The organism is Amycolatopsis sp. CB00013 (genome assembly GCF_001905755.1).
Taxonomy (GTDB): domain Bacteria; phylum Actinomycetota; class Actinomycetes; order Mycobacteriales; family Pseudonocardiaceae; genus Amycolatopsis; species Amycolatopsis japonica.
Map to the genome: position 1 here is coordinate 1817715 of NZ_LIWC01000001.1, position 25133 is coordinate 1842847.

The window sequence follows — 25133 nt, forward strand, 5'->3', positions numbered from 1 at the left end:
TTGCCGATCTCTTCACCGGTCCATGACTGTAACGAGTTTCCTGGTCGAAGCGATTTATTCGGGCTTCGGCCACGGATGGCGACTGAGGGCCGCCCACGCTCGCGGTTGGCGCTTTTAGTCCTTTCGTGTTCGTATCCCTGGCGTCAGCCAATGCGGAGACGGCCAAAGGGAGTTCGAACTTCATGCGCAGGACAATTGCCCGAACGGTAACGGGCGTGGCGATCGTGGCCGGCCTCGTGGCCGCGTGCGGCTCCGAAGGCGAAAACGGTGCGGCTGGGTCTTCTGGCACGAATGGAACCGCTTCAAGTGCGGCGGGCGCGCCGTCCTCTGGCGCCGACGCCTCGGCCTCGTCGGGAGCGGGAACCGGAGACGCGGGCCAGGCCGGCGGCGAGGCGGCCCAGAAGGTGACCGCCGCGATCCAGCAGGCGCTGCAGCAGTCACCGATCACCTTTACCACGGAAAGTGCGGAACTGTCCGAAAAGAGCAAATCGGCCCTCGGTGAAATCGCCAAGGCCATGCAGGGCAACGACGTCAAGCTCGCCGTCGCCACGCACGCGGGTTACCCCGACGCGGAAAAGTCCAAGACCCTTTCCGAAAAGCGGGCGGAAGCGATCGCCGCCGCGCTCGAAGGAGCGGGCGTGGCCAAGGACCGCGTCAAGACCGAGGCGACCGGCAACGAAAAGGCGCAGGGCGACAAGGCGTTGGACACGCAGATCACCGTCGCACAGTGACCTTCGACGGAAGCGCGGGCGGGGGAAGCGAATCCCCCGCCCGCGCGCCGCGTCCCCGCCGTTGTCACTATCTGATCGGCCCGAGCGGTTTTCCGAATTTCGGCGACGAGCTGATCGCGGCGACCTGGCTCCGGTATCTGGCACGGACCGAGCCGGAGGCGGACGTCTGGCTCGACACCCACTCACCGGGGCCCGCGCAACTGCTGCTGAACGATCTGCACCCGCGCCTCCGATGCACGGACACCTTGTGGCGGCTGTGCGGCGAAGCGCCGTCGGACGATCCGTGGGAGGTCGCGAACTGGGTGCAGTCGGCGGTGAACGACCCCGGGCTCGCGCCACGCTGGGACGCGGGCATCGACCTGCTCGGCCGGACCGACGTGCTGCACCTGATCGGCGGCGGCTACCTCAACGCGTTGTGGCCGCGGCACATCGGGCTGCTCGCGGGCGCCGCGGCCGCCGCCCGGCGGTCGGGGGCCCGCACCGCCATGACCGGGCAGGGACTGACGCCGTTCCCGCCCGGTGCCACCGATCTCCTCCGCTCGCTCGCCGACCGTTTCGACGTCGTCGACGTCCGCGACGATCCGTCGGCCGAACTGCTGCCGGGGGTCGTCCGCACGTGCGACGACGTCTTCCTGGAACCACCCGAGCAGAGACCCACCGCGCAGGCGCGCGAATTCGTGCTGTGCGTCCAATCCGACATCGGCGCCTTCGAGCCGTCCGTGCTGGCCGCCCAGGTACTGGGTTTGTTGCGGGCTTGGGACGTCCACCCGGAGCAACTCGCCGTCGTCGAAGGGATTCCCCGCGTCGACCGCGCTGTTCCGGCACTGCTGGAACACGAACTCGCCGGCGCCGAATTCCACCCGTTCCGCGACATCTGGCGCCACGGCCTGCCGCTGGCGCCCGGGCAGACCTGGATCTCCAGCCGCTACCACCTGCATCTCGTCGCCGCCGCGGCCGGCGCGAGCGGTCTCGCGTTCAGCGTGTCGCGCGGGTACTACACGACCAAGCACCGCAGCCTCATCGACCTCGGCTCGGGCTGGACGTCGTTCGACGCCGAGGAGGGCGGAACTCCGGACCGGCCGACCGGTACCGGGTTCCCGCCCCACGTCCTCAGGCGGTGCCGCGACCTGAAACGCTCGGTCGCGACGGCGGTGTACGGGAGTCAAGTGATCGAGGAGGTCCGGCCCGCGACGCGGCGCCTCGCCCTGCGCTCATGGCGAACCCGGTCAAGCTAGCCGGATCTCTCTGGTCACGTGCTGAGTGACGGGACCGCCTCGGCGGCCGGGGCACTCTCGGCCGATCGCGCCACCGGCGTCCGCGCCACGTCCGGTTTCACCAGGCTCCAGGTCACCACCACGGCCAGGTTCACCCCGAGCGACACCAGACCCGCGTTGAAGCCGCCGAAAGTCGCGCCGGTGACGTACAGGGCGATCGCGGTCAACACTCCGGCGACCATCCCGGCGGCGACCGCGGCCGTCCGCACCCGGCGCACGAAGAGGATCGCGAGCCAGCCGGGGACGACCTGGGCCAGCAGGTTGTAGGTCAGGTTCAGGATGGTGAGCATCAACGTCGACGCGACGAGGGTCAGAACCGCCGCCAGCACCAGGAAGCTCGCCACCGCGACGACCGTCCACCGCCGTTGCGCCGCGGCCGGGACGTTCGGCGCGAGGTTGCGGCAGACCATGCCGCCGATGGTGAGCGCGGTCGCCGCGAGCACCAGCACACCGGAGAGCGCGGCGCCGGCGGCGACGAGTCCGAGCAGCCAGTCGGGCAGCAAACCCTTGGCGGTCACCATGAACACCGTGTTCGGGTTCTTCAGGTCCGGATGTGCGCGCACGCCGTAGTACGCGGCCAGCACCAGGAACGGGTAGATCAGCATGTACATCGGCATCCACACGGTCGAGCTCTTCACGGCACGTTCGGAGCGGGCCGGGAACACGTACGCGCCACCGAAGCCGAGATAGAACACGATGCTCTGGAACAGGATCGTCGTCATCGCGAACGTCAGTTCCGAGCCGCCCATCGTGGTCTGCGCCGCGCTGAGCACCTCGGGTCCGCTGACCTTCGCGGTACCGCCGGCGGCGATCACGACCGCCACCCCGACGAGCACGACGCCGAGCAGCATGAAGAAATCCTTGAGGATCGAGACGAACGCGGGCGACCGCACGCCGGAGACGGCGATGTAGATGAACGCCACGATGCCCGCCAGCACCACGCTTCGCACCGGATCCAGCCGCAGCCCCAGATTGCTCAGCACCACCTGGAGCCCGATGAACTGGTACTGCCCCCACGGGACCAGCGCGATCAGCATCGTCACGCAGGTGATCAGCTCGAGCCGCCTGCTGCCGAAATGCCGTCCGAACACGTCGGGCACGGTCATCGCGTCGTACCGTTTCGCCGCCCGCCACACCAGCGGGGCCAGGAAGTAGCCCAGCGAGTACGCGAGCAGGATGTACCCGAGGAACCAGATCCCGTAGCTCGCGCCGTGCGCGTAGATCCCGCTCGGGAACCCGATCATCGTCCCGATGCTGTACACCTCGCCGACCGCGAGAAAGTACACCAGCCACGCCGGGAAGGACCGGCCGCCGACGAGGAATTCCGAGATCCCGCCGCCGCGCGTGGACCGTCCGGCCCACACCGCGAGCCCGATCGAGCCCGCCATCACCACCGCCACGATCGCGATCAGCATCAGTCGTCCTCCGGGTAGTGGGCGCGGTCGAAGAAACGCCAGCTGATCCACAGGCACAGGGTGGTCAGCGGGCAGCAGCAGAACACCCAGAAGAACAGCACCGGGATGCCCAGCACCGACGCCGTCGATCCGGACAGGAGCAGAATTCCCGACAGCAGGGCGAAAGCGGGGACGAATAGTCCTATGAGGACACTCGGCCAGCTGCGGATCATCGTCGTGCTCCCGTCGTCTCGCGCCGCCAGACGATCTCGCCGCCGCTGACGGTGGCGTCCACGGTCAGCTCGCGGATCCGGTCGGGGTCGACCGTGGTGGGATCGCCGGACAGCACCGCGAGATCGGCGAGTTTCCCGATCTCCAGGCTGCCTTTGATGTCTTCCTCTCCCGCGAGGTAGGCGGCGTCGATCGTGTAACCGCGCAACGCGGCGTCGACGTCCACTGCCTGTTCGGGACCGAGTACCTTGCCCTGCCTGGTGATCCGGCGAACCGCGCACCAGATCCCCTCCAGCGGCGGCACCGGTGTCACCGGGGTGTCCGAATGCAGTCCGAAATGGATTCCGCGCGAGCGGGCCGAAACCAGCGGGCTGATCCGTCGCGCCCGCTCGGGCCCGAGGAAGACGTCGCGATGCCGGTCTCCCCAGTAGTAGACGTGCTTGATGAAGAACGACGCGAGGACATCGTGGGCGGCCATCCGGTCCAACTGGTCCTCGCGCACTGTCTGGCAGTGCTCGATCCGGTGCCGCCTGCCGGTGCCCCGCGGCGAGCCCAGCCGGGAGTAGCCGTCGATGATCGCGTCGATCGCCGCGTCGCCGTTGCCGTGCACGGCGACCTGCCAGCCCGCCGCGTCGAGCGCGGCGATCCGGCGGCCGAGGTCGGCGGATTCGAGCAGCATCATGCCGTGCTCGTCCGGAGCACAGGTGTAACCCTCCGCGAGACAGCCGGTCTTGCCCTGGATCGAACCGTCCGCGACGATCTTCACCCCCGTCATCGCGAACTTGTCGTCCACCTGGGCTTCCGGCGCTTCCGGCCGGCCTTCGTCAAGGCCGGGCAGCAGACCGTCGAACAGGTAGCCGCGCACCCGGACCCGCAGCTTCCCGGCGCGCCTCAGCAGCGCGTACGCCTCCAGTTCCGCCGCTCCGCCGATGAGCCCGATACCGGTGTCGTGCACGGAGGTCACGCCGTTGGCGAGGTACTCCTCGTCCGCCAGGAGGAGGGCTTCGGCCAGTTCGCCCGCGCTCTGCCCGGGCAGCCGGGACGTGACGAGGAAGGCCGCCGTCTCCACGAGCACACCGGTCGGCTCCCCACGGGCGTCGCGCACGATGAGCCCGCCGGGCGGGTCCGGGGTCTCGGCGGTGATCCCGACCTCGCGCAGGGCGAGCGAATTCGCGGTGCAGAAATGGCCGGAAACATGGGTCAGCACCACGGGATTGCGACCGGAGACGGGGTCGAGGTCCGCGCGGGTCGGATGACGGCCGTCCGCGAGCAGCGTGTCGTCGTACCGGAAACCCCGGATCCACTCCCCCGGGCCCAGCTCCTTCGCCGCCTGCGCGACCCGGCCCACGATGTCGGCGATGGTGTCGTTGGGCGGGCTGCCGGCGTCGACCGGCGCGGCCAGCGTCATCCCGAAGAACGCCGGATGGTTGTGGGATTCGACGAAACCGGGGATAACCGTGCGCTCGGCAAGGTCGAGCACGGTGGTCTCCGGGCCGATCAGCCGGGAGATGTCCCGTTCGGAACCCAGCGCGGTGATCCGGCCGCCGCTCGCGGCCAGCGCGCGCACCCGTCTCCCCGCCGCGTCCAGGGTGAGGACGGTGCCACCGAGCGCGACGAAATCGGCTTCTCGAACGAACTCCACCACACGGACCTCCTGGCGACGTGTCCTGGCTCACGAGCGATCCCCAGACACTGCGGCACGTCTGGCCGCCTGAACAGGTCCAGAACGGTCCGGCGCGGTGGTACCAGTTACGCGATCAGGTCGCGGCAGGCCTCACCGAGCAGACGGATGCCGGGGTCGATGTCGCGCAAGGGGACGGCCGCGAACCCGATCCGGAAATGGTTCTTCGGCGGGTCGTCCCCGACGAAGAAGATGTCGCCGGGCTCGATCAGGACGCCGTCGCGCTCGGCTCGTTCCATCAGCGCCCGGCAGTCCAGTTCGGACGGTCCGGTCATCCAGAGGCTGACCCCGCCCGGCGGATACGCCGTCTGCGTCCACGGCAGGTGTTCGGTGACCGCGGCGCAGGTCGCCTCCCATTTCCGCATCAGTTTCGTGCGATACCGGCGGAGGGAGCGGTGGTACTCGCCGCTGTCGATGAGCAACGCCAGCGCCCGCTGGAGATGACCTGGCGGATGCCGCAGCACGTATCGCCGGATCTCCCGCAGCTCGCGAACCAGTTCGCGCGGGCCGACCAGGTATCCCAACCGCAGGCCGGGCGAGAGGAACTTGGAGAAGGTGCCGAGGTAGATCGCGTCTCCGGTGCCGTCGAGCGCCTTGAGCGCGGGCGTGGGGCTGCCGTGGTACCGGAATTCGCTGTCGTAGTCGTCCTCGACGAGCACCGTGCCCGCACTCGCGGCGAGGCTGAGCAGCCGTCGGCGGCGGCCGATGCTCAACGTCGCGTTCGTCGGGTGATGGTGGCTCGGGGTGAGGTAGAGCAGGTCGACGCCGTCGAGCGTGTCCGGCGGGCGCAGGCCGCTCTGATCGACGTCGACGCCGCGCAGCCCGGCGCCGGTGCGCAGGAAGATGTGCCGGGCGTCGAGATAGCCCGGGTTCTCCATCGCCACGACGCTGTCCGGCCCGAGCAGCGCGCGGCCGAGCAGGTCGAGCCCCTGCTGCGAGCCGACGGTGATCAGGACCTCGGACGGGTCGGCCTCGATCCCCCGTGCGGTGAGCAGCTGACGGCAGATCAGGTCGACCAGCATCGGATCGTCGGAGCCGACGCTGTCCTGCAGGCTCGGGAACACGTGCGGCCGGTACAGCGCGTCACGCAGGCAGCGGGTCCACGACCGCGCGGGAAAGGCGGTGACGTCCACCTGACCGGCGAGGAACGGGTACGGATAGGTGTGCCAGTCCGGGCGTTTCTCGATATGCGGCACCCCGGCGTCCGGATACCGGCGCACCCGCGCGCTCCAGTCGATGGCCGGGCTGGTGCCGCGCTCCTGCACCGCGCAGTGCGGCCGCATCTCCGCGTTGATGAACAGCCCGCTGCGCTCGCGGCTCTCCACGAACCCCTCGGCGACCAGCTCCTGGTAGGCGAGGTTGATGGTGTTGCGGGAAACGCTGAGTTCGGCGGCCAGCTCACGCGAGCTCGGCAGCCGGTGCGCCGGATCGAACGTGCCGATCGCGATGCCGTGCTCGATGGCGCGCCGCACCTGCCTGTAGAGCGGCTCGGTGGACGTCCGGTCGATTTCGATCAACGTTCGCGGCAACGGCACCTCCCTTTCGGCGACGGGCCGGGATCTGAACCTAACTCCGGATCCCGGCCCGCACCACCTAGCCGAGCACGTCGTCGAGCGAAACGGAGCCGATTCCGAGCGCCTCGCCGACCGGCGCGGACGTCAGCCTGCCGTCGACCGTGCTGACCCCGCCGCGCAGCTCCGGGCACCGCGCGACGGCGCCGGACAGACCGTGGTTCGCCAGCTCCAGCGCGTACGGCAGCGTGACGTTCGTCAGCGCGTACGTCGAGGTGTGCGGGACGGCGCCGGGCATGTTGGCGACGCAGTAGAACACCGAGTTGTGCACCTGGAAGGTCGGCTCCGCGTGCGTCGTCGGCCGCGTGTCCTCGAAACAGCCACCCTGGTCGACCGAGATGTCGACGAGCACGCTGCCCGGCTTCATGCGGGAAACGAGATCGTTCGACACCAGGCTCGGCGCCTTGGCACCGGGCACGAGTACCGCGCCGATCACGAGATCGGCTTCGAGCACCGCCTCTTCGATCGAGTACGCGTTGGCCGCGGCGGTGCGGATCCGGCCCTGGTACATCCGGTCGGCGGCACGGAGCTTGTCGACGTTCTTGTCGAACAGGACGACGTCGGCCCAGGTCCCGGCCGCGCCGGCGACCGCGTTCATCCCCGCGACACCGGCGCCGAGTACGACCACGCGCGCCGGGGCCACGCCGGAGACGCCGCCGATGAGCACCCCGCGCCCGCCGTTGGCGCGCATGAGCGTCTGCGCGCCGACCTGCGGGGCCAGCCGTCCGGCGACCTCGCTCATCGGGAACAGCAGGGGCAGCGACCCGTTCGGCAGCTGCACCGTCTCGTACGCCACCGACGTCGTGCCCGCGTCCAGCAGCGCCCGCGTGCACGGCTCGCTCGCGGCGAGGTGCAGGTAGGTGAACAGCAGCTGATCGCGGCGCAGGCGGTGGTACTCCTCGGCGATCGGCTCCTTGACCTTGAGCACGAGGTCTCCGGTCGCCCAGACGTCGTCGGCGCTGTCGAGCACCTTCGCGCCGGCGGCGGCGTAGTCCTCGTCGCGCACGGAGGATCCTTCGCCCGCTCCGCGCTCGACGAACACCTCGTGCCCGGCCGAAGTGAACTCGTGCACGCCCGCGGGCGTCACCGCGACCCGGTACTCGTGGTTCTTGACTTCACGAGGGACACCGATCTTCATCTCACGCTCCCGTCTGTTCCAAAGGCAGTGACGCTGAGCGTGCGGCACGGCTGGAACGGCCAGAAGGGCCAGAACCCGCGTGTTCGACGGGTCCAGTTCGCGAGGCGGCGGTCCGTGAAGGTCTCACCACTTGCCGTCGTAGAGCATGACCTGCTCGCGGTCATAGCGTGTCGCGAAAGCCACTTTCGCGACGTCTGATGTCCCGAAAGTGGCTTTCGCGACACGCCCCTGGCGCAGACTCACAGAGCCCGGGCCGAAGGGGACTTTCCCCACATCCGACGCGACGAAAGCCACCTTCACAACACCCGGCCTCCTTCGGCACCCATAGCGCTGGGCTATGACGTCTTCGCCAAGCGACGGCTACCGCCACCCCGCGCCCGGCTCCACAATGGACTCGTGGGAACCCTGGCCATGACCTCGCTCGCGGCGGCGGCCGGGGTCGTCGCCCAGCGCCTTTCCGGGATGGGGCTTTCCCTGCTGTGCGTGCCGTTCCTGGCGCTGGCCCTGGGCCCGCTCGACGCCGTCCGGCTCACCCTGCTGCTCGGCTTCCCGGTCTATCTCGCGGTCGCGATCACCCATTGGCGGGCGATCAGGTGGACGCAGGTCGCGTGGCTGACGGTGCCCGCGGTGGTGTTCACCCCGGTCGTCACGCTCGTCGTCCGCGATGTCCCGACACGGCCGTTGCTGCTCGCCGCGGGCGGCTGCTGTGTCCTCGCCGTCGGTGTGCTGGCGAGCGGTGTCACGAGCAGGCGGCTGGCGGGTAGAACGGCCGCTGTCGGCGCGGGCGTGCTGAGCGCGGCGATGAACTCCGTCGCCGGGCTTTCCGGTCCCGCCGTGGCGGTGTACGGGGCGAGCGCGGGCTGGGGCGCGGACGAGACCCGCGGGACGCTGTCGATCTATTTCTTCCTCCTCGGCCTGGTCGCGTTGCCCAGTCTCGGCTGGGTGGAGGTGCCCGTGAGCGTGCTCCTCGCGGTCGCGGTCGCCGCTCTCGCGGGCGATCTGCTGGGGCGAGCGCTGAGCCGCCGGGTCGGCGAACGGTCCGTCCGCTGGTCCGTCCTGCTGCTTTCGGCGGCGGGTGGTGCGTTGACGCTGGCGCACGCGGCCTGAGCACCGCCGGTAATACGATGGCCGGTGATGACACCGCCGGACCGCCCCGAATGGCGATCGCGTGCGTGGCTGGTCGCCTCGGCGGTGCTGGTCGTGGCCGCGGTCGCGCTGCTGGCCGTCGGCGCGAACGGGCCCGGCGCGGTCGTCGTGCCGATTCTGGTCGTGGCCACGGCCATCGGCGTGACGACGTGGACGGTGGTCCGCGCGCGCAAGCGGCGCCTCGACTACGAAGCACGCCTCACCGGCTGGGCGGCCGAGCACGCCACGCAGCATGAGCGGCTCCGGATCGCCCGGGAACTCCACGACATCGTTTCCCACGGCCTCGGCGTGATCACGTTGCGAGCCAGCGCGGCACGGCGGGTTCAAGGAGAAGTCCGGGAAGCGGAGCGCGAACAGGCACTCGTCGACATCGAGCGGACGAGCCGGGACGCGGTCACCGAACTCCGGCGCATGCTGGCCGTGCTTCGCGACCCTGACGAGCGCGGCGCACCGTTGCGGCCCGTGCTGAACCTGTCGGATCTTCCCGCCATCGTCGAGGCCGTCCACCCGCTGGGCCTCGAACCGCGACTGGACGTCGGCGAACTCGGGGACGTTTCCCCTGGGGTACAAGCGACTGTCTGCGAAATCGTCCGCGAAGCCGTCGCGAACACCGCGCGCTACGCCGGACCGACGGTCGCCCGCGTCGAGCTACGGCGCGACGGCGACACGATCGTCGTGACCGTCGAGGACGACGGACCGCGAAGTGCCTGGTCCCCCGCCGCCGGGGCCGGCCACGGCCTGGCCGGACTTCGGGAACGTGCCGAGATCCTCGGCGGCGATCTGCACGCGGCACCGGCCGGAACCGGATTCCGCCTCACCGCACGACTTCCGGACGGAGCACACCGGTGACCGAACAGCCACCGATCCGGGTCCTGCTCGCCGACGACCAGCGGCTGTTGCGGCACAGCCTGGCGATCATCATCGACGCCACACCGGACATGGTCGTCGTCGGACAGGCCGAGGACGGGCTCCAAGCGGTGGAAATGGCGCGGCGGCTGAGCCCGGACGTCGTGCTGATGGACATCCGCATGCCCGGCCAGGACGGGATCGTGGCCACCCAGGAGATCGGCGCCTGCCCCGGCCTGGCCGGGACCAGGATCCTCGTGCTGAGCATGTTCGAACTGGACGAGTACGTCTACGGCGCGCTCCGCGCGGGAGCGAGCGGTTTCCTGCTCAAGGACACCGAACCGGACGAGCTTCTCGCCGCCGTCCGCCGGACGCGCACCGGCGAATCCCTGTTCGCGCCCGCCATCCTCACCCGGCTGATAGAGCACTACGTCACGGCGCCGCCGCACCGCAGCCCGCCCCCACCTGCCGGGCTGACCCAGCGGGAGATCGAGATCCTCACGTTCGTCGGCCGCGGGCTGTCCAACACCGAGATCGCCGAGACGCTGATCATCTCCGTCAAGACGGTCAAGACGCATATCAGCCGGCTCCTGAGCAAACTTTCCGCCCGCGACCGCGCTCAGCTCGTGATCACGGCGTACGACCTGGGCCTGGTGGCCCCGCGCGCGGTCAAGCGTCCCGCCGGTGGAAGGTGATCGCCGAGATCCCCACCGCGACGAGCGCCCAGCCCAGCACGACGGCCGAGCCGCCGAGTGAGCGCACGTCGTGGCTCGCGGCGTCCGGCAGGTAGTCCGCGAAAGTGGCCCGGTCACGGAGAAGCGGGCCCGCGATGAAGTAGTACCCGAGCAGCCCGGCCACCGCCGGGACACTCCACCGCACGACCGTCGCGACGGCGGCGGAGAAGACCGTGGTGAGTGCGAGGTAGGCACTCGCTCCCACCGCCTCGGACCACGGTCCACCGGCCAGCGCGGTCAGGACGGCCGCCGGAACGGCCACGATCAGGAGTGCCGTCATTTTGGCCAGCTGCAAGGTGATCCGGCGGGGCATGGCGGTCAGGGTCCGGTGGATCTGACCCCCGCTGTACTCCGACGTCACCGCGACGACGCCGAGGACGAGAAACCCGGCTTGGGTGTAGCCGACGGGTGAGACGCCTTGTCGCGCGAACGCGGTCGCGAGGATCGCCGAAACCGCCAAGGTGCCGAACAGGGTGAAGTACGTGGCCGGCAGGCTGAGCAGTTTGAGGATCTCGGCCCGGATCGCCCGGCCGCCCGTCACGCGTCCCTCCCGCGGAAGAGGAGGAAGCCCGCAGCGAGCAGCGCCGCGACCCAGGCCGTCATCACCAGGCCACCGGTGACCGGCGAGAGCCGGACGGGCAGCTCCACCCGCTCGATGAACATCCGGAATCCGGCCAGGTCGGGGAAGAACGCGGCCAGCGGCGTGAGTTTCGTGAGCAGGTAGGTGACCGTGACCACCGACGTGTTCAGGATCAGCACGGTGAGCGGCAGGATTCCGTTGCGTGTCACCAGGGTCAGGCCGGACGCGAGCAAGGCCGTCAGCACCCAGTAGAGGACGACTCCCGGCAGGCGCCCGAAATCGCTCACGCCCAGCGCTTCGACGATCGTGAGGGTGATGGCCGAGGAAACCGTCGCCAGCGCCGCGACCACGGTGACCATCGCCGCCAGCTTCGTGATCAGCAAGCGCCGCCGGGACGGCACGACCGTGAGGCTCGTGGTGATCTGGCGTCCGCCACCGGCGTTCTCCCCTTCGGTGGTGTATTCGCTGCTCACCGCGACGACGCCCAGGATGATCGCGCCCACCACGCCGAACGCGAGTTCCTGGAACCCGAGGTCCACGTTGCCGCCGCGCCTGGCCGCCGCCCTCGCGTTGAGGAACGTCAGAATGGCCGGAAGCAGTACGCCGATCGCGACCGCGGCCCAGACCGACGGCAGCGAGGTGAGCTTGCGCAGTTCTCCCCGATAGGCCCTCATCGCGCCGCCCCCGTGGTGAGCGCGAAGAAGGCGTCCTCCAGGCTTCGGTGCCCGCCGACGACTTCCGCGAGTGTTCCCCGCGCGACGATCCTGCCGCGGTCGATGACCACGACGTCGTCGACCGTCTCCGACAGTTCTCCCATGAGATGACTCGAAAGCAGGACGGTCCGCCCGGCCGCGGCCCGCGCACGGAGGAAACCGCGGATCCAGCGGATGCCTTCCGGATCGAGGCCGTTGACCGGTTCGTCGAGCACCAGTACCTCGGGATCGCCCAGCAGCGCCGCCGCCAGGGCCAACCGCCGCCCCATCCCCAGCGAGTAGCCGCGGACGCGTTTGCCCGCGGCGGCGGACAGTCCGACCTCCGCGAGGACCTCGTCCACCCTGCCGCGCGGGATGCCGCCCGCCGCGGCGACCCAGTTCAGATGCGCCCGGCCGGTGCGCGAGCGATGTGCTCCCGAGCCGTCGAGTACGGCGCCGACCTTGCGCAGGGGATCGCGCAGCCCGGCGAACGGAACGCCGTCGACCAGCGCGGTCCCCGACGTCGGCCGGTCCAAACCGAGCAGGATCCGCAGGGTCGACGATTTCCCGGCACCGTTGGGCCCGAGGAAGCCGGTCACGCGGCCCGGGCGCGCTTCGAAACCGACGTCGGAAAGGATCGTCGCCGATCCTCGTCGTTTGGTGAGCCGGTCGAACTGGATCATCGGGTCTTCTTTCCGTCGAGCGTGATCATGTCGCTCGCCAGTCCATCCCGGCGGGGCATCCGCTCGCGTCGGACCGGGGACCGATCCTGCCCGGTGCCAGTCGGCCCTGGGGCCTACGTCATGACCTGATTTGCCTGGTCAGGGATCGGGATCGATTCAGGGATTCTCTGCTAGCCTCGCGGACGTCCCGCTGCTCACCGGGGGCGGCGCGACCAGGCAAGGAGTGCACATGACCGCGATCATCCGCGTCCACGGTCGTCAGATCCTCGACAGCCGGGGCAACCCGACCGTCGAGGTCGACGTCGAACTCGCGGACGGCTCGCTCGGACGGGCCGCCGTGCCGTCGGGCGCCTCCACCGGCACCAAGGAAGCCGTCGAACTGCGCGACGGCGACAAGACCCGTTTCCACGGCAAGGGTGTCCGCAAAGCCGTCGACGCCGTCAACACCGAGATCGCCGAAGCCGTCGTCGGGCTCGACGCCGAAGCCCAGGCCGACGTCGACCGCGCGCTGATCGCACTGGACGGCACCGCGAACAAGGCTCGGCTCGGCGCCAATGCCACCCTCGGCGTCTCGCTGGCCGTGGCGAAGGCCGCCGCGGCCGCAAAGCGACTTCCGTTGTACCGCTACGTCGGTGGCGTGTTCGCGCATCTGCTTCCGATGCCGATGATGAACATCATCAACGGCGGGGCGCACGCGGACAACCCGATCGACTTCCAGGAGTTCATGATCGGCCCGCTCGGCGCGGAGACCTTCGCCGACGCCGTCCGCATGGGCTCGGAGGTGTTCCACACCCTGCGCGCGTCGCTGCGCGAAGCCGGGCACGGCACCAACGTCGGCGACGAAGGCGGCTTCGCGCCGAACCTCAGCTCCGCCGACGAAGCACTCGAGTTCGTGCTGCGCGCCATCGAGCAGTCCGGCTACACCCCCGGCGAGGACATCGCCCTGCTGCTCGACCCGGCCGCGTCCGAGTTCTACACCGACGGCGTCTACGACTACACCGGCGAGGGACGCAAACGCAGCGTCGAGGAGCACGTGGCCTACCTCGCCGATCTGACGTCGCGCTACCCCATCGTGTCCATTGAGGACGGTGTCGCCCAGGACGACTTCACCGGTTGGAAGCAGCTCACCGACACCATCGGCGACCGTGTCCAGCTCGTCGGCGACGATGTCTTCTGCACCAACGTGAATCTGCTCAACGACGGTATCGAGCGAGGCATCGGGAACTCGATCCTGGTGAAGGTCAACCAGATCGGGACGCTCACCGAAACGCTCACCACGGTCGAGACCGCGCACAAGGCCGGCTACTCCGTGGTGATGTCGCACCGCTCCGGCGAGACCGAGGACACCACCATCGCCGACCTCGCCGTCGCCACCAACTGCGGTCAGATCAAGACCGGCTCGCTGTCGCGCTCCGACCGCACGGCCAAGTACAACCAGCTCATCCGCATCGAAGAGGAACTCGGCACCGAAGCCCGCTACGCCGGTTCCACCACGCTCAGCGGCCGCCGCTGACGAACCGGCCGGGTGCCGGCTCCGCCCGGAGCCGGCACCCGCGTCGACCAGATCATCCCGAGCCCCTCCCCGAAGCCCAGATTCTCTGGACGTTCATCGCCCCCTCAGTAATGGCTGCTCCGGTAGTAGAACCCGCTTCCGGCGGCCCTGCCGGTGCCCGGATCGGACGCGTAATAGCCACACGGCACCATCGGTGGGTGGCCGAGCTTCACCTCCTCGTTGGTCCAATACCCGCACTCGCCGATATTCGGATACGGACCGTGCCAGCCACCGACGAGAACTTCCGCGGTGGACGCGCCCGGCGCTATCGCGAGTGCCGCCGCACCGGCGGCGATCAGCAGACCGAACCTTCGCATGATCATGGATCTCCCCTTGGTTTCACCATTCGCCGAAGTGGTGCGACTTCGAAGGTAGTCATTCCCGCCGCCTTTCAACGGCTCGTTCGGCCTCGACGGACAAAGTCCGGACAATCACCTCGACCACCTGCGACGTAAGGTTGTCCGGCGACGGGCTGGTCGGGGCTTTCGAACGGTGCGATGATCGATCCGGATACGGATTCGAGGGGTGAAGCCATGCCGAGGCCGGAGCGGCCATTGGAAAGCGATGGCGGCGTTGTCTGCGAGTTCGCGGCGGCACTACGGCGACTACGCCAGGAGGCGGGTACTCCGCCCTACCGACAACTGGCGACGCGGGCGCACTATTCGGCCAGCACCCTTGCGGCCGCGGCTGCCGGGAAACAACTACCGACGCTGCCGGTCACGCGTGCCTTCGCCGCCGCCTGTGGTGCCGACCCCGACGAGTGGGAGCAGCGCTGGCGCGACGCCTACGTCGCGTCGTCCGCCGAATCTCCGGCGCCCACAGGCGACGACGGGATCGAGTCCGCACGGTTCCCGCCCACCGTCCCGGCCCGGGCGGTCCGGCGCACCGAGATCCTCGCCGCAGCCGCCTGCCTCGCCGTCTTGGCCGTACTCACCACCGCCGCGTCGGACGACCGGGTCCCCGCGACCGCACCGGTTCCGTTGTCCGCTCAGCACACGGCGACCCACATCCGGGGCGACCTTCGAGTCAGCAGTACCGATGGCCGACGGGCCGCGCTCACCGAAGGCGACGGCGTGATTCGCCTGTGGGATACGCAGGACATCACCGCTCCCCGCCTCGCGGCGACGATCACCACCGAGGTCCCGCCTTCCGCCCTCCGACTGGCGGACGACGGCGCCACCTTGATCGCCACGGTTCCCCACCGGCCGCTTTCCAAGCCCGCCGAGCACGAGCGCCGCTGGAACATCGCCGATCTGGACCACCCGCGTGAGATCTCCACCGGCTCGCCGGTGGCGAGCATTTAGGGCGCTTCGAGCGCGCGAGGCAGGTTCCTGCTAGCGCCTTGACCGTGTGTAGCGGCGCGGAAGCGAAGACGCCATCGTCCGACTGTGGTGGGATCCGGCGGCAGGGCGGCCCGTCAGCCATCCCCTCAGTGGGCACACCGGTCCGGTGACGGCAGTGGCCTTCGATCCCGTCGGCGGTCTGCTCTCCACCGGCGGCCACGACAAGACCATCCGTATGTGGAGCAACGCCCCGCTCCCCTAGGTTCGCCGACTGGCGAGATACATCGTTTTAGATGTATCGTTTCCGATATGAAAGCCGGTGAGCTGTACCTGCTCGGCAAGCACCTGATGGAGCTCGCGTCCCGGGGCATGCGCGACGACGCCGATCCCGAAGTGCCGGAGATCTATCTGGTGCTGATCTCGGTGGTCGTCGAAGCGCCGGGGCTGTCGATCAGCGAGCTGACCGCGCGCACCGGTTTCGCGCAGAGCCATGTCTCCGCCGCCGTTGCCAAGCTGCGTGAGCGGGGCGCCCTGCGCACGCATCCGGATCCGGCCGACCGCCGCCGCACCTTGGTCTCCCCGGTCGACGGCCTGGTCACGGCTGTCGCGCAGCGCCAGCATCGTGACGCCGAGCAGGTTCTCGCGGCGGCGCTCACCGAACTCGATCCGGACGAGGATTCGGCCGCGGAACGCGCGGCGCGTCTAGTCGAGGCCGCGGACGAGCTGTACCGCCTGCTCACCGCCCGCGCCCTCAAAGTGGGCGGCGACCCCGCCGCGCTGATGCCGCTGCACTCGCTGGCCGAAGAGGTGACCGGCAAACCGAAGAAATAGGGGGAAGCACATGGAGTACCCGTTCACGGCGACCGAACTCGAGGAGCCCGTGAGCCGCGTGCGTCTCGCGACCGGCGAGGACGCCTGGCTCGTCACCCGCTACGACGACATCCGCGCCCTGCTTACCGATCCGCGATTCCGCGTCTGGCTGCCCGGGGTTCCCGAGACCGGCGCCGACGCTCTGCTCTTCACCATGAACGGCCCCGAGCACGCGCGGCTCAGGCGCATCGCGGGCAAGGCACTCACCCCACGCCGGGTGGAGTTCCTGCGGCCGCGCGTCGAAGCGATCGCGGAAGACCAGGTCGCGAAGCTGCTCGCACCGGGTCCGCCCGCGGAAGTCCTTGAGGGATATGCGATCCCGTTCGCCCTCTCGGTGCTGAACGAACTCCTCGGTGTTCCGCCGTCGGCTCGTGACGCGCTGCGAAGCTGGGCGGACGGCATGCTCGCGGTGTTCACCGCGCCGAGCTACGAGGAGATGACCGAGGCCTCCCGGAAGCTGGGTGACTACCTCACGGAACTGGTCGAGGCGAAGCACCGCGCGCCCGGCGAGGACCTCCTGACCGGCCTGTTGCAGGCCAGGGACGACGACGGCGACGCGCTGCGGCCGGACGAGGTCACCCAACTCGCCTTCGCGATCCTTCTCGGCGGATACGTCCCGTCCGCGAACGCCTTGGCCCAGATCGTGCTGCGGCTGGCGGCCGACCCCGAACTGCCCCGCGATCCCGCGCCGATCGAGGAATTCCTTCGCCAGGACCAAGGTTCGGCCGCCGACCAGGGGCGGGTCGCGGTCGAAGACGCCGACATCGGCGGGGTGCCGATCCGCGCGGGCGAGTTCGTCCTCGCCTCCCTGCGGGCGGGCAACCACGACCCCCGGCGGTTTCCCGAACCGGAGCGAGTCGATCCCCTTCGCACGCAAGGACATCTGACCTTCGGCCACGGACCGCACCACTGCCTCGGCGCGGCACTGGCCCGCCTGCAACTGCGGACCGGTGTCACCGCACTGCTAACCGCCGTACCGGGACTGCGCCTCGCGGTACCGCTCGAAGAAGTCGCCTGGCGGCGGATGTTCCTGACGCTCCGAGGTCCGGTCGCGGTGTCGATCGACTGGTGATCACCTGTACAGCGCCGACACCTCGCGTGATCAGACGGACGACACGCGTGACTGGATGGACGCCACCCGCGCGAAGGGGTAGGGGTTCAAGTGGGGTCGTGAGTGGAAATGATCGTTCTAACCCTCTTTACCACTCACGACCCCCACGGGAACCGGACATCATGACATCAATCGGGTACATGTCCGTCGCAAAGTGTCCCTTGTGGACACATCGTGCTGGGGCCATCCCCGCGAGTCATCCCGGAACCCCGCGCGGCAGGGGTTCGATCACGCCACGACGACCCTTTCCTGAACTACTCAGACCAGCCTAATCGGGGTCGTGCAGCCGGAGCGTGTCGCGAAAGCCACTTTCGCGACGTCTGACGTCCCGAAAGTGGCTTTCGCGACCTGCCCGAATCACTCACGACGGCGGCTACACCAGTTTCCGCAACGCCTCCCTCAGCGCGGAAAGAGCGGCCTCGGGCTCATCCCAGAAGATCATGTGCCCCGCATCCGGGATCTCGACGAACTCCGCCGGCGGATTGCGCTCCGCCGCTTCGGCCGCACCGGCGGCGGTGACGACCGGACTCGCACCGCCGTAAAGGAAGTACGTCGGCGCGGGCACCTTCGGCCAGTCGTCGAAGAAGTCCTCGGATTCGAATCCGGCGTGCGTGGCGACGATCGCGTCGCGGGAGCACGAAGACAGCCAGCGGGCGCGCAGTTCCTGTTCCCTGCGCGGCCATCGCGGCCAGGATCGGGCCACTTCGTCGGCGTCGGTCCCCCGGCGGGCCTGGTCGAGTTGCCCGAGGAACGCGTCGAGAGTGGTCGGATACGGTGCCCGTCCGGGACCGCTCAGCGGCGGATCGGCCAGCACCGTGCCCCGAAGCGGGCGGGTGGTGGCGGCACGGGCCGCGATCCGCGCGCCCATCGAGTGTCCGAAAAGGATCGGATCGCGTAGCCCGAGCCCGTCCACGACAGCGTCGACGTCCGCGGCGTAGCTCGCCAGGTCGTACTCGGTGCCGTCGTCGGACAGCCCGCGGCCGCGGACGTCGAGCACGAGCGGGCGCACGAGATCGGTGAGTTCCCGTGCCACGAAGTCCATCGTGACCGCGGGGCTGGTGATCCCCGGCAGCACGAGCACCGGGACGCCGTCGGCGGGACCGTAGTCGAGCACGTGCAGGCGGACCGAACCCGAAGTCACCCAGCGGCTGGTCGCCGGAACGTCGCCGAGATCCGCCAAGGCGGGTTGACCGAGCGTGCGGCGATCCGGATTCCCGAGATACGTCAGGGCCTCGTCGAGGCCGACGACGTCCGCGTATTTCGCTTGCAGGTCGAACAAAGCGGCATCGTGGGGCCCGGCGGCGCGGTCACCACAGGCGTCCCGGACGACGAGGGTGTCGAAGCCGGACTGGACGGCGTCGACGGCGGTCGCGCGGACACATCCCGAAGTCGTCGCACCGCAAACGACGACGGTGTCCGTGCCCAGGCTCGTGAGGAGCGCGGCCAGCGACGTCCCGTGGAACGCCGACGCGCCCTTCTTCAGGATGAGATGGTCGCCCTCACGCTGTTCGAGCCGTGGATCGAGGGCGACCGCGTCGCTTCCTTCGCGGAGTGCCCGCATTCCGGGCGCTTTCCGGAGCCATGCGACGGCATCGCCGTCCGCCTCGGCCGGTGTGTAACTGATCGCGGTGTAGATCACCGGCACACCTCGTCGCCGGGCTTCGGCGACGAGGGCAGTGGTCGCGGTGACTTCGGCGGTGAGGTCCGCGCCGGACGGGAACGCGGGTTCGGTGAATCCCCGGGTCAGGTCGACAACGACCAGCGCCGGACGCGATCCGCGTGGCACGCTCGCCCCGAAACCGGCCCGGTCGTACACGCTGTCGAGACTTTCATCGACGGGCACGCTGCAACTCCTTGATCAGTTTGTCCTGGGTGCGGATCCGGCCCAGCAGCCAGCCCTGGAACAGCCCGAGCGCCGCGGCGGCCGCGATCACGCCGTAGCGTTTGACGCCCTCCGGAAGCACCATCGCGAGCCCATCGACGGCTTCCGGCGCGGGAGCGGCGCTCGTGGCCGCGACGGGCCCCGCCCGAAGCTGATCCGCGAGATTCCTCGCGAACTGATCGAGCAGCCGGGTGGAGACGGCACCGATCGCGCCCTTGCCGAATTGGGCGAGCTTGCCGCGGATCGACAGGTCGGTGCGCAACTCGATGGTGGCGCCGCCGGGCGCCTCGCGCACGGTCAGCGTCACGTCGGCTTCGGCGTCGCCGTTGCCGTGGGCGTCCGCTCCCCTGGCCAGCAACCGCAGGCTGCGATCGGCCTCGGTGACGTCGGTGAACCGCACGGTGCCCGAGTAGGCGGCGGTGATCGGGCCGACCTTGACCTTGACGCGGCCGAGATAGGCGTCGTCCTGCCGCCCGTCGAGGGTCGCGCCTGGCAGGCAGCCCGCCACCCGTTCGACGTCGTTGATCAAGGCGAAGACCTCGTCGGGTCCCGCCGGTACGGACAGCTGGTTCTCCAGGATCACGCTGTCGCCTCCTTCTCCTTGGCGTGGCATCGACGGGTCGCGGTCGCCTCGATCGCGTCCACGATCGTCTGATAACCGGTGCAGCGGCACAGATTCGCCGAGACGGCCTCGCGGATCTCCTCGCGCCCGGCGTCGGGCCGCTGGGCCAGAAATCCTTCGGCCAGCATGAGGAATCCGGGGGTGCAGAAGCCGCACTGCAGGCCGTGGTGCTCGCTGAAAGACCGCTGCAGATCGGAAAGTTCGCCGTCGCGCCCCAGTGATTCGACCGTGCGGATCTCGGCCGACTCCGCCTGCACGGCGAACATCAGGCACGCCCGCACCGGTTCGCCGTCGACGAGGACGGTGCACGCGCCGCATACGCCGTGCTCGCAGCCGACATGGGTACCGGTCAGCCCGAGGTCGTGCCGCAGCACGTCGAGCAGGGTCTTGCGCGGCTCGACGAGGGCCTCGTGCGTCTCGCCGTTGACGTTCAGGTCGATCAGGTGCCGGTCGCTCATGATGGAACGCTCATTTCCTTGTGGACCCCCGCGTCGAGCGCGGCGAGCACGGTCTGCGGATGCACCGGGGTCACGTCGAGTTCGACTCCCGTGTGGCGCAACGCGTCGTTGATCGCGTTCAGCACCGCGGCGGGCGCGCCGATGGTGCCGCCCTCCCCCGCCCCCTTCGCGCCGTTTTCCGTGAAAGCGCAAGGGGTTTCGAGATGGGTGACGGTGATGTCGGGGATCTCCGTCGCGGTCGGGACCAGGTAGTCGATGAAGCTGGCAGCCGACGGTTCCCCGTTGCCCGCATAGGTGATCTCCTCGAACAACGCGCCGGCGATACCCTGCGCGATCCCGCCGCGGCACTGGCCGTCGACGACCTGCGGGTGGATCACCACCCCGCAGTCCTCGACGCACGCGTAGCGCAGGATCTTGATCTGGCCGGTGCCCGGATCGGCTTCGACGACCACGGCGTGCGTCGCGTTCGAGAAGGTGCCGTCACCGGGAACGTCGAAGCTCGCCGTGGCCGTCAGCGTCGGCTCGACGTCCTTGGGCAGCAGGTGACTGCGCAGGTACGCCACGTCGGCGATCTCCTCGAACGACGCGCGGCGTTGCGGATCGTCGATCTGGACGACGCCGCCGTCACCGTCGAGGCGGACGTTGTCCGGACTCGTCTCGAGCAGATGCGCGGCGATCTTGCACAGCAGTTCGCCGAGTTTCCCGGCAGCGAGCGACACCGCCGAGCCACCGATCGTCACCGACCGGGAAGCGAACGTCCCCCAGCCGTAGGCGATGCGCTCGGTGTCGCCCTGACGCAGTTTGACCTGGTCGAGGTGCAGCCCGAGCCGGTCGGCCACGATCTGCGCCAGCGTCGTCTCGTGCGACTGGCCGTGGTTCATGGTGCCGCTGGTGACCACGACGGAGCCGGTGGTGTCCATCCGGATCTCGGAGATGTCGAAACCGGGAACCACGGCCATCTTCCGTTTGGCGAAGGCGCCCGAGCCGTAGCCGGTCCGCTCGGAGAAACAGCAGTAGCCGATGCCGATGTGCCTGCCCTCGGCGGCGGCACGCTCCCGGATCTCGTACCAGCCCTCGTCCCGGATGGCCGCCTCGGCGAGTTCGAGCGATTCGCGGTAGGTGCCGGGGTCGTAGGTGATGGCGTTGACCCCGGTGTACGGGAACTGCGTGATCACGTTGCGCCGCCGGATCTCGACCGGATCGAGGCCAAGTTCCCGCGCCGCGCGTTCCATGATCCGCTCGATCGCCATCACGTACTGCGGACGGCTGACCCCGCGATACGGCGCCGTCGGTGCCTTGTTGCTCGCGATGGCGCGGGCACGGACGCGGTATTCGGGCACCTGGTACACACTCGGCATCTCGGCCGACGCCATCAGCGGCTCGATCCCCGCCGTGAACGGGTAGCAGGAATAGGCACCCATGTCGCAGACGACGTCGACGTCCAGCGCGGTGATCCGCCCGTCCTCGTCGAACGCCGCCAGCGTGCGGTAACGCTGTTCCCTGGCAAGGAATCCGGCCGTGAGCGCCTCGCGCCGGTCTTCGATCCACTTCACCGGCCGATTCAGCCGCCGGGCCGCCGCCGCGACCGCGATCTCCTCACGGCCGACGACGCATTTCTGGCCGAAGCCGCCGCCCATGTCCGGGACGGTGACCCGCACGGTGCGTTCGGGGACCCGCAGCGAGCGGGCCATCGCCGTGCGCACCTGATGCGGCACCTGGGTGCACATCTGGACGAGCAACTGGTCGTCGTGGTCGTCCCAGGACGCCACGACTCCCCGTGTTTCGAGCGGGAGCGCGTTCTGCCGCCCGCTCTTCGTGACGACCTCGACCACGCGGCCGCCGCCCGCGCGGGCCGCCTCGAACGCCGCGTCGACACCGGGCGTGTCGAACATCGACACGTCGACGAGCACGTTGCCCGGCGCCTCGTCGTGCACGAGTGGAGCGCCCTCGGCGAACGCCGACTCCTCCGACACGATCGCCCCGAGCGGCTCGTAATCCACCACCGCGGCCTCGACACCGTCTTCGGCGCTGTACGGATCGCGGGCGACGACCAGCGCCACCGGCTCACCGGTGAACCGCACCTTCTCCCTGGCGAGGATCGGCATCGCGGTGGGCGAGAACTCCTCGGGCGGGCGATCGAGCAGAGCGACGATGTCCCCGAGCCCCAGATCTTCCGCCGTAAACGCGGCGACGACTCCTTCGACCGCCAAGGTGGCCGACAGGTCGATCCCGGCCAACTTGCCGTGCGCGACCGTCGAACGGACGAAGGCCGCGTGCAGCATTCCCGGCAGTTGGATGTCGTCGACGAACCGGCCGCGGCCGGTGAGCAGGCGAGGATCCTCACGCCGGGGCACGGACGCGCCGACCCAGCGGCCTTGGCGTCCGTCGAACCGTGCGGTCATCGCGTTCCTCCTTTCTCCCACGCCTCGTGCAGCGCCTGGGTGACGAGCGTGCGCGCCAGCCGGCGGCGGTAAGCCGCGCTGCCCGCCGCGTCGTCGGGCGGATCGATCGCCGCCGCGGCGGCCGCCCCGCAGGCGGCGAACAGCTCCGGGCCGGGAACGCCGCCGTCGAGCAGCGCTTCGGCCTCGGGCACCCGGACGGGCGCGGGGGCGACGCCGCCGAGCACGACGCGGCCCCCGCGCTCCGCGTCGATGCTCACAGCGGCGTCGACGATCGCGAAATCGCCGTGACGGCGGGCGAATTCGGTCAGCGCGGCCCGGGGCGACGGCCTCGTGAAGCGCACCGCGGTCACGACCTCGTCCGGTTCGACGGCGGTGGTGTAGAAGCCGTGGAACATCTCCGCGGCCGGGATCTCCCTGGGGCCGCGCGGGCCCTCGGCGACGACGACCGCGTCGAGCAGCAGGGCCAGCAGGCACCATTCCGCGGTCGCGTCGCCGTGGACGACGCTGCCCGCCACCGTGCCGCGGGACCGGATCGGCAGATGCCCCACCCACCGCATCGCGCGGGAAAGCACGTCGAAATCCGGTCCCAGCTCGGCGAGCTCGACCGCCCGATGGGTGACCAGCGCGCCGATGGTGAGGCTGGAACCGGTGCGACGGAAGGAGTTCAGCGCCGGGTCCCGGCGCAACGGTCCCAGATCCACCAGCGCCGTGGGGCGGGCGAGCCGGAAGTTCATCATCGGCATCAGGCTCTGACCACCGGCGATGAGCTTCGGATCCTCACCCGCCGCGGCGAGCTCGCCGAGCAGGCCGACGGCGTCGGTGACGTCGTGGGCCCGGTGGTACCGGAACGCGGCGGGCTTCACAGAGCCGTCCTGGTCTCGGCGGGTGCCTCGACCGGGTCGACGATCCGGTCGAGTTCGCGGCCGCGGGTCTCCGGCGCGCCCACCTTCATGAACACGACCGCGGCCACCACGAGCACACCCAGCACGGTGAAGGTGAGCGGCAGCCCGAGCACCGGCCACAGCACGCTTCCGAACAGCAGCGGTGCGAAACCAGTGATCGCCCGGCTCGACGACGACGCCCAGCCGAACCCCGAGGCCCGCAATTCCGTCGGGTAGAGCTCGGAGACGTAGGCGTACATCACCGGGATGACCACCAGCGCGAACAGGCCGAACGCGCCGATCGCCACCACCGCCGCGGCAGGCGTGTCGAGCAGCAGGGAGAACACGACGAGCGACAGTGCGGTGAGCGGACCGGCGACCATGATGATCCGCTTGCGGCCGACCTTGTCGACCAGGAGCACGGCCACCGCGACACCGACGATGCCGGTCGCGTTCATGAGCGCGGTCGACGCGAAGGCGGCGATCTCGCCGAATCCCTGCGCCCGCAGGATGGACGGCATCCAGCTCAGCGCGGCGTAGTAGACCAGCATGACGCTGATGAACAGCGACCACGCCACCGCCGTGATCCGCGGGTTGAACGCCCACACCCGGCGCAGCTGATCGAACGCGGCCGCGACCGCGCCGCCGCGGGTGTCCTCGACCACCGCGGGCGGGACCGAGTACGGCTCCGGTGTCGCTCCCGTGCGGCGCACGAGGTCGTCGATCACGGCCCGCGCCTCCGCCTCACGGCCCTTGCGCACCAGGTACAGCGGCGATTCCGGGACGCCACGCCGCACCCAGAACAGCAGCAGCGCGGGCAGGATCATCAAGACCAGCATCCAGCGCCAGTTCCCTTGGACCGGGAGCAGCAGCGTCGCGGTGACGGCGGCCAGTGTGGTCCCGATCGGCCACCAGCCGTCCATCGCGGACAAGACCCGGCCGCGATGTTTGCGCGGGGAGAACTCGCTGACGATCGCGTAGTCGACCGGGATACAGCCGCCCAGTCCGATCCCCGCCAGGAAACGCAGCGCCAGGAACGTCTCCACGTTCGGCGCGAGCGCGCCCAGCACGGAGAACAGCGCGAACAGCAGCAACGTGACACTGAACGCCCGTTTACGGCCGATCCGGTCCGCGATCGTGCCCCAGACGACCGCGCCGACGGCCATGCCGATCAGGTTCGCGGTGGCCACCAGGCCCTTCCCACCGGCGGACAAGCCGAATTCCGTCCCGACGAGCGGGGTGAGGAATCCGTTCAGCGCGACGTCCCAGGCATCGAACATGTAGCCCAGCCCGCCGATGAGGAAGATCTTTCCCTGCACGCTCCAACGCCAGGGCAGGTCCTGGACGATCTGATCACCAGTACGCATGAAC

General features: G+C 69.6%; 26 protein-coding genes. 10 read left to right on the forward strand and 16 right to left on the reverse strand.

What is annotated here, in order from left to right:
* The first annotated feature begins 125 nt into the window (after window positions 1–125).
* Window positions 126–731: an OmpA family protein gene (locus AMK34_RS08175; RefSeq protein WP_241832713.1), complete on the forward strand. Its 606-nt coding sequence runs from the start codon at window positions 126–128 to the stop codon at window positions 729–731.
* On the forward strand, window positions 728–1966 hold the full coding sequence (locus tag AMK34_RS08180) for a polysaccharide pyruvyl transferase family protein (RefSeq protein ID WP_073844058.1): 1239 nt from the start codon (window positions 728–730) through the stop codon (window positions 1964–1966). Before AMK34_RS08175 ends, AMK34_RS08180 begins: the two co-directional genes overlap by 4 nt.
* Window positions 1967–1980: 14 nt before the next feature.
* Here AMK34_RS08180 and AMK34_RS08185 read toward each other — a convergent pair whose 3' ends face one another.
* The 6 genes from AMK34_RS08185 to AMK34_RS42965 form a co-directional block, all read right to left on the reverse strand.
* The gene (locus tag AMK34_RS08185) at window positions 1981–3420 is read right to left on the reverse strand and encodes a sodium:solute symporter family protein (RefSeq protein ID WP_073844060.1); all 1440 of its coding nucleotides are present in this window, start codon (window positions 3418–3420) and stop codon (window positions 1981–1983) included.
* Window positions 3420–3632: a DUF3311 domain-containing protein gene (locus tag AMK34_RS08190; RefSeq protein ID WP_073844062.1), complete on the reverse strand. Its 213-nt coding sequence runs from the start codon at window positions 3630–3632 to the stop codon at window positions 3420–3422. Before AMK34_RS08190 ends, AMK34_RS08185 begins: the two co-directional genes overlap by 1 nt.
* Window positions 3629–5275 carry an amidohydrolase gene (locus AMK34_RS08195; protein ID WP_073844064.1) on the reverse strand — a complete coding sequence of 549 codons (1647 nt, stop codon included), beginning with the start codon at window positions 5273–5275 and terminating at the stop codon, window positions 3629–3631. Before AMK34_RS08195 ends, AMK34_RS08190 begins: the two co-directional genes overlap by 4 nt.
* Window positions 5276–5379: 104 nt before the next feature.
* A complete protein-coding gene (gene pdxR, locus AMK34_RS08200; protein WP_073844680.1) occupies window positions 5380–6840 on the reverse strand; it encodes a MocR-like pyridoxine biosynthesis transcription factor PdxR in 1461 nt (486 codons plus the stop codon).
* Between the two features lie 64 nt (window positions 6841–6904).
* A complete protein-coding gene (ald, locus tag AMK34_RS08205; protein WP_073844066.1) occupies window positions 6905–8020 on the reverse strand; it encodes an alanine dehydrogenase in 1116 nt (371 codons plus the stop codon).
* A 123-nt stretch (window positions 8021–8143) separates the two neighbouring features.
* Window positions 8144–8320 carry a hypothetical protein gene (locus AMK34_RS42965; RefSeq protein ID WP_158073277.1) on the reverse strand — a complete coding sequence of 59 codons (177 nt, stop codon included), beginning with the start codon at window positions 8318–8320 and terminating at the stop codon, window positions 8144–8146.
* 96 nt (window positions 8321–8416) lie between these two features.
* Here AMK34_RS42965 and AMK34_RS08210 point away from each other — a divergent pair, with 96 nt between their 5' ends.
* Genes AMK34_RS08210 through AMK34_RS08220 form a run of 3 tightly spaced genes read left to right on the forward strand, consistent with a single transcriptional unit; the run spans window position 8417 to window position 10707 of the window.
* On the forward strand, window positions 8417–9127 hold the full coding sequence (locus tag AMK34_RS08210; protein ID WP_241832714.1) for a TSUP family transporter: 711 nt from the start codon (window positions 8417–8419) through the stop codon (window positions 9125–9127).
* Window positions 9128–9154: 27 nt separating this feature from the next.
* The gene (locus AMK34_RS08215) at window positions 9155–10015 is read left to right on the forward strand and encodes a sensor histidine kinase (RefSeq protein ID WP_073844070.1); all 861 of its coding nucleotides are present in this window, start codon (window positions 9155–9157) and stop codon (window positions 10013–10015) included.
* The gene (locus AMK34_RS08220; protein ID WP_073844072.1) at window positions 10012–10707 is read left to right on the forward strand and encodes a response regulator; all 696 of its coding nucleotides are present in this window, start codon (window positions 10012–10014) and stop codon (window positions 10705–10707) included. Before AMK34_RS08215 ends, AMK34_RS08220 begins: the two co-directional genes overlap by 4 nt.
* On the opposite strand, the gene AMK34_RS08225 is transcribed toward AMK34_RS08220, so the two are convergent.
* From AMK34_RS08225 to AMK34_RS08235, 3 genes are read right to left on the reverse strand one after another with little or no spacing between them, the layout of a single operon-like run.
* Window positions 10682–11287 (reverse strand): hypothetical protein, encoded by a 606-nt coding sequence (locus AMK34_RS08225; RefSeq protein WP_073844074.1) that lies wholly within the window; start codon window positions 11285–11287, stop codon window positions 10682–10684. The genes AMK34_RS08220 and AMK34_RS08225 overlap by 26 nt on opposite strands.
* Window positions 11284–12000, reverse strand: coding sequence for an ABC transporter permease (locus AMK34_RS08230; RefSeq protein WP_073844076.1), 717 nt, complete (start codon window positions 11998–12000; stop codon window positions 11284–11286). The genes AMK34_RS08225 and AMK34_RS08230 overlap by 4 nt, the downstream gene beginning before the upstream one ends.
* Window positions 11997–12701, reverse strand: coding sequence for an ABC transporter ATP-binding protein (locus AMK34_RS08235; protein WP_038512200.1), 705 nt, complete (start codon window positions 12699–12701; stop codon window positions 11997–11999). The genes AMK34_RS08230 and AMK34_RS08235 overlap by 4 nt, the downstream gene beginning before the upstream one ends.
* Before the next feature lie 229 nt (window positions 12702–12930).
* On the opposite strand from AMK34_RS08235, the gene eno reads away from it, so the two are divergent.
* Window positions 12931–14214, forward strand: coding sequence for a phosphopyruvate hydratase (gene eno, locus AMK34_RS08240; protein ID WP_073844078.1), 1284 nt, complete (start codon window positions 12931–12933; stop codon window positions 14212–14214).
* Window positions 14215–14318: 104 nt separating this feature from the next.
* Here eno and AMK34_RS08245 read toward each other — a convergent pair whose 3' ends face one another.
* Window positions 14319–14576, reverse strand: a complete 258-nt coding sequence (locus AMK34_RS08245; RefSeq protein WP_073844080.1) for a hypothetical protein — start codon at window positions 14574–14576, stop codon at window positions 14319–14321.
* Between the two features lie 210 nt (window positions 14577–14786).
* Here AMK34_RS08245 and AMK34_RS08250 point away from each other — a divergent pair, with 210 nt between their 5' ends.
* The 4 genes from AMK34_RS08250 to AMK34_RS08265 all read left to right on the forward strand — a co-directional run bounded on the left by AMK34_RS08250 (window position 14787) and on the right by AMK34_RS08265 (window position 17478).
* A complete protein-coding gene (locus AMK34_RS08250; RefSeq protein ID WP_083649819.1) occupies window positions 14787–15557 on the forward strand; it encodes a helix-turn-helix domain-containing protein in 771 nt (256 codons plus the stop codon).
* Between the two features lie 82 nt (window positions 15558–15639).
* Window positions 15640–15798 (forward strand): hypothetical protein, encoded by a 159-nt coding sequence (locus AMK34_RS43705; protein WP_274534427.1) that lies wholly within the window; start codon window positions 15640–15642, stop codon window positions 15796–15798.
* Between the two features lie 47 nt (window positions 15799–15845).
* Window positions 15846–16367 carry a MarR family winged helix-turn-helix transcriptional regulator gene (locus AMK34_RS08260; protein WP_073844083.1) on the forward strand — a complete coding sequence of 174 codons (522 nt, stop codon included), beginning with the start codon at window positions 15846–15848 and terminating at the stop codon, window positions 16365–16367.
* Between the two features lie 10 nt (window positions 16368–16377).
* The gene (locus tag AMK34_RS08265) at window positions 16378–17478 is read left to right on the forward strand and encodes a cytochrome P450 (protein ID WP_073844085.1); all 1101 of its coding nucleotides are present in this window, start codon (window positions 16378–16380) and stop codon (window positions 17476–17478) included.
* Window positions 17479–17890: 412 nt separating this feature from the next.
* On the opposite strand, the gene AMK34_RS43710 is transcribed toward AMK34_RS08265, so the two are convergent.
* The 6 genes from AMK34_RS43710 to AMK34_RS08295 are packed head-to-tail and all read right to left on the reverse strand — an operon-like array spanning window position 17891 to window position 25129.
* The gene (locus AMK34_RS43710; protein ID WP_073844087.1) at window positions 17891–19360 is read right to left on the reverse strand and encodes an isochorismatase family protein; all 1470 of its coding nucleotides are present in this window, start codon (window positions 19358–19360) and stop codon (window positions 17891–17893) included.
* Window positions 19347–19982, reverse strand: a complete 636-nt coding sequence (locus tag AMK34_RS08275; RefSeq protein ID WP_073844089.1) for an SRPBCC family protein — start codon at window positions 19980–19982, stop codon at window positions 19347–19349. Before AMK34_RS08275 ends, AMK34_RS43710 begins: the two co-directional genes overlap by 14 nt.
* The gene (locus AMK34_RS08280; RefSeq protein WP_038512183.1) at window positions 19979–20479 is read right to left on the reverse strand and encodes a (2Fe-2S)-binding protein; all 501 of its coding nucleotides are present in this window, start codon (window positions 20477–20479) and stop codon (window positions 19979–19981) included. Before AMK34_RS08280 ends, AMK34_RS08275 begins: the two co-directional genes overlap by 4 nt.
* The gene (locus tag AMK34_RS08285; protein ID WP_073844091.1) at window positions 20476–22881 is read right to left on the reverse strand and encodes a xanthine dehydrogenase family protein molybdopterin-binding subunit; all 2406 of its coding nucleotides are present in this window, start codon (window positions 22879–22881) and stop codon (window positions 20476–20478) included. The genes AMK34_RS08280 and AMK34_RS08285 overlap by 4 nt, the downstream gene beginning before the upstream one ends.
* The gene (locus AMK34_RS08290; RefSeq protein WP_038512177.1) at window positions 22878–23744 is read right to left on the reverse strand and encodes an FAD binding domain-containing protein; all 867 of its coding nucleotides are present in this window, start codon (window positions 23742–23744) and stop codon (window positions 22878–22880) included. The genes AMK34_RS08285 and AMK34_RS08290 overlap by 4 nt, the downstream gene beginning before the upstream one ends.
* Window positions 23741–25129, reverse strand: coding sequence for an MFS transporter (locus tag AMK34_RS08295; protein WP_038512174.1), 1389 nt, complete (start codon window positions 25127–25129; stop codon window positions 23741–23743). Before AMK34_RS08295 ends, AMK34_RS08290 begins: the two co-directional genes overlap by 4 nt.
* Between the last annotated feature and the right edge of the window lie 4 nt (window positions 25130–25133).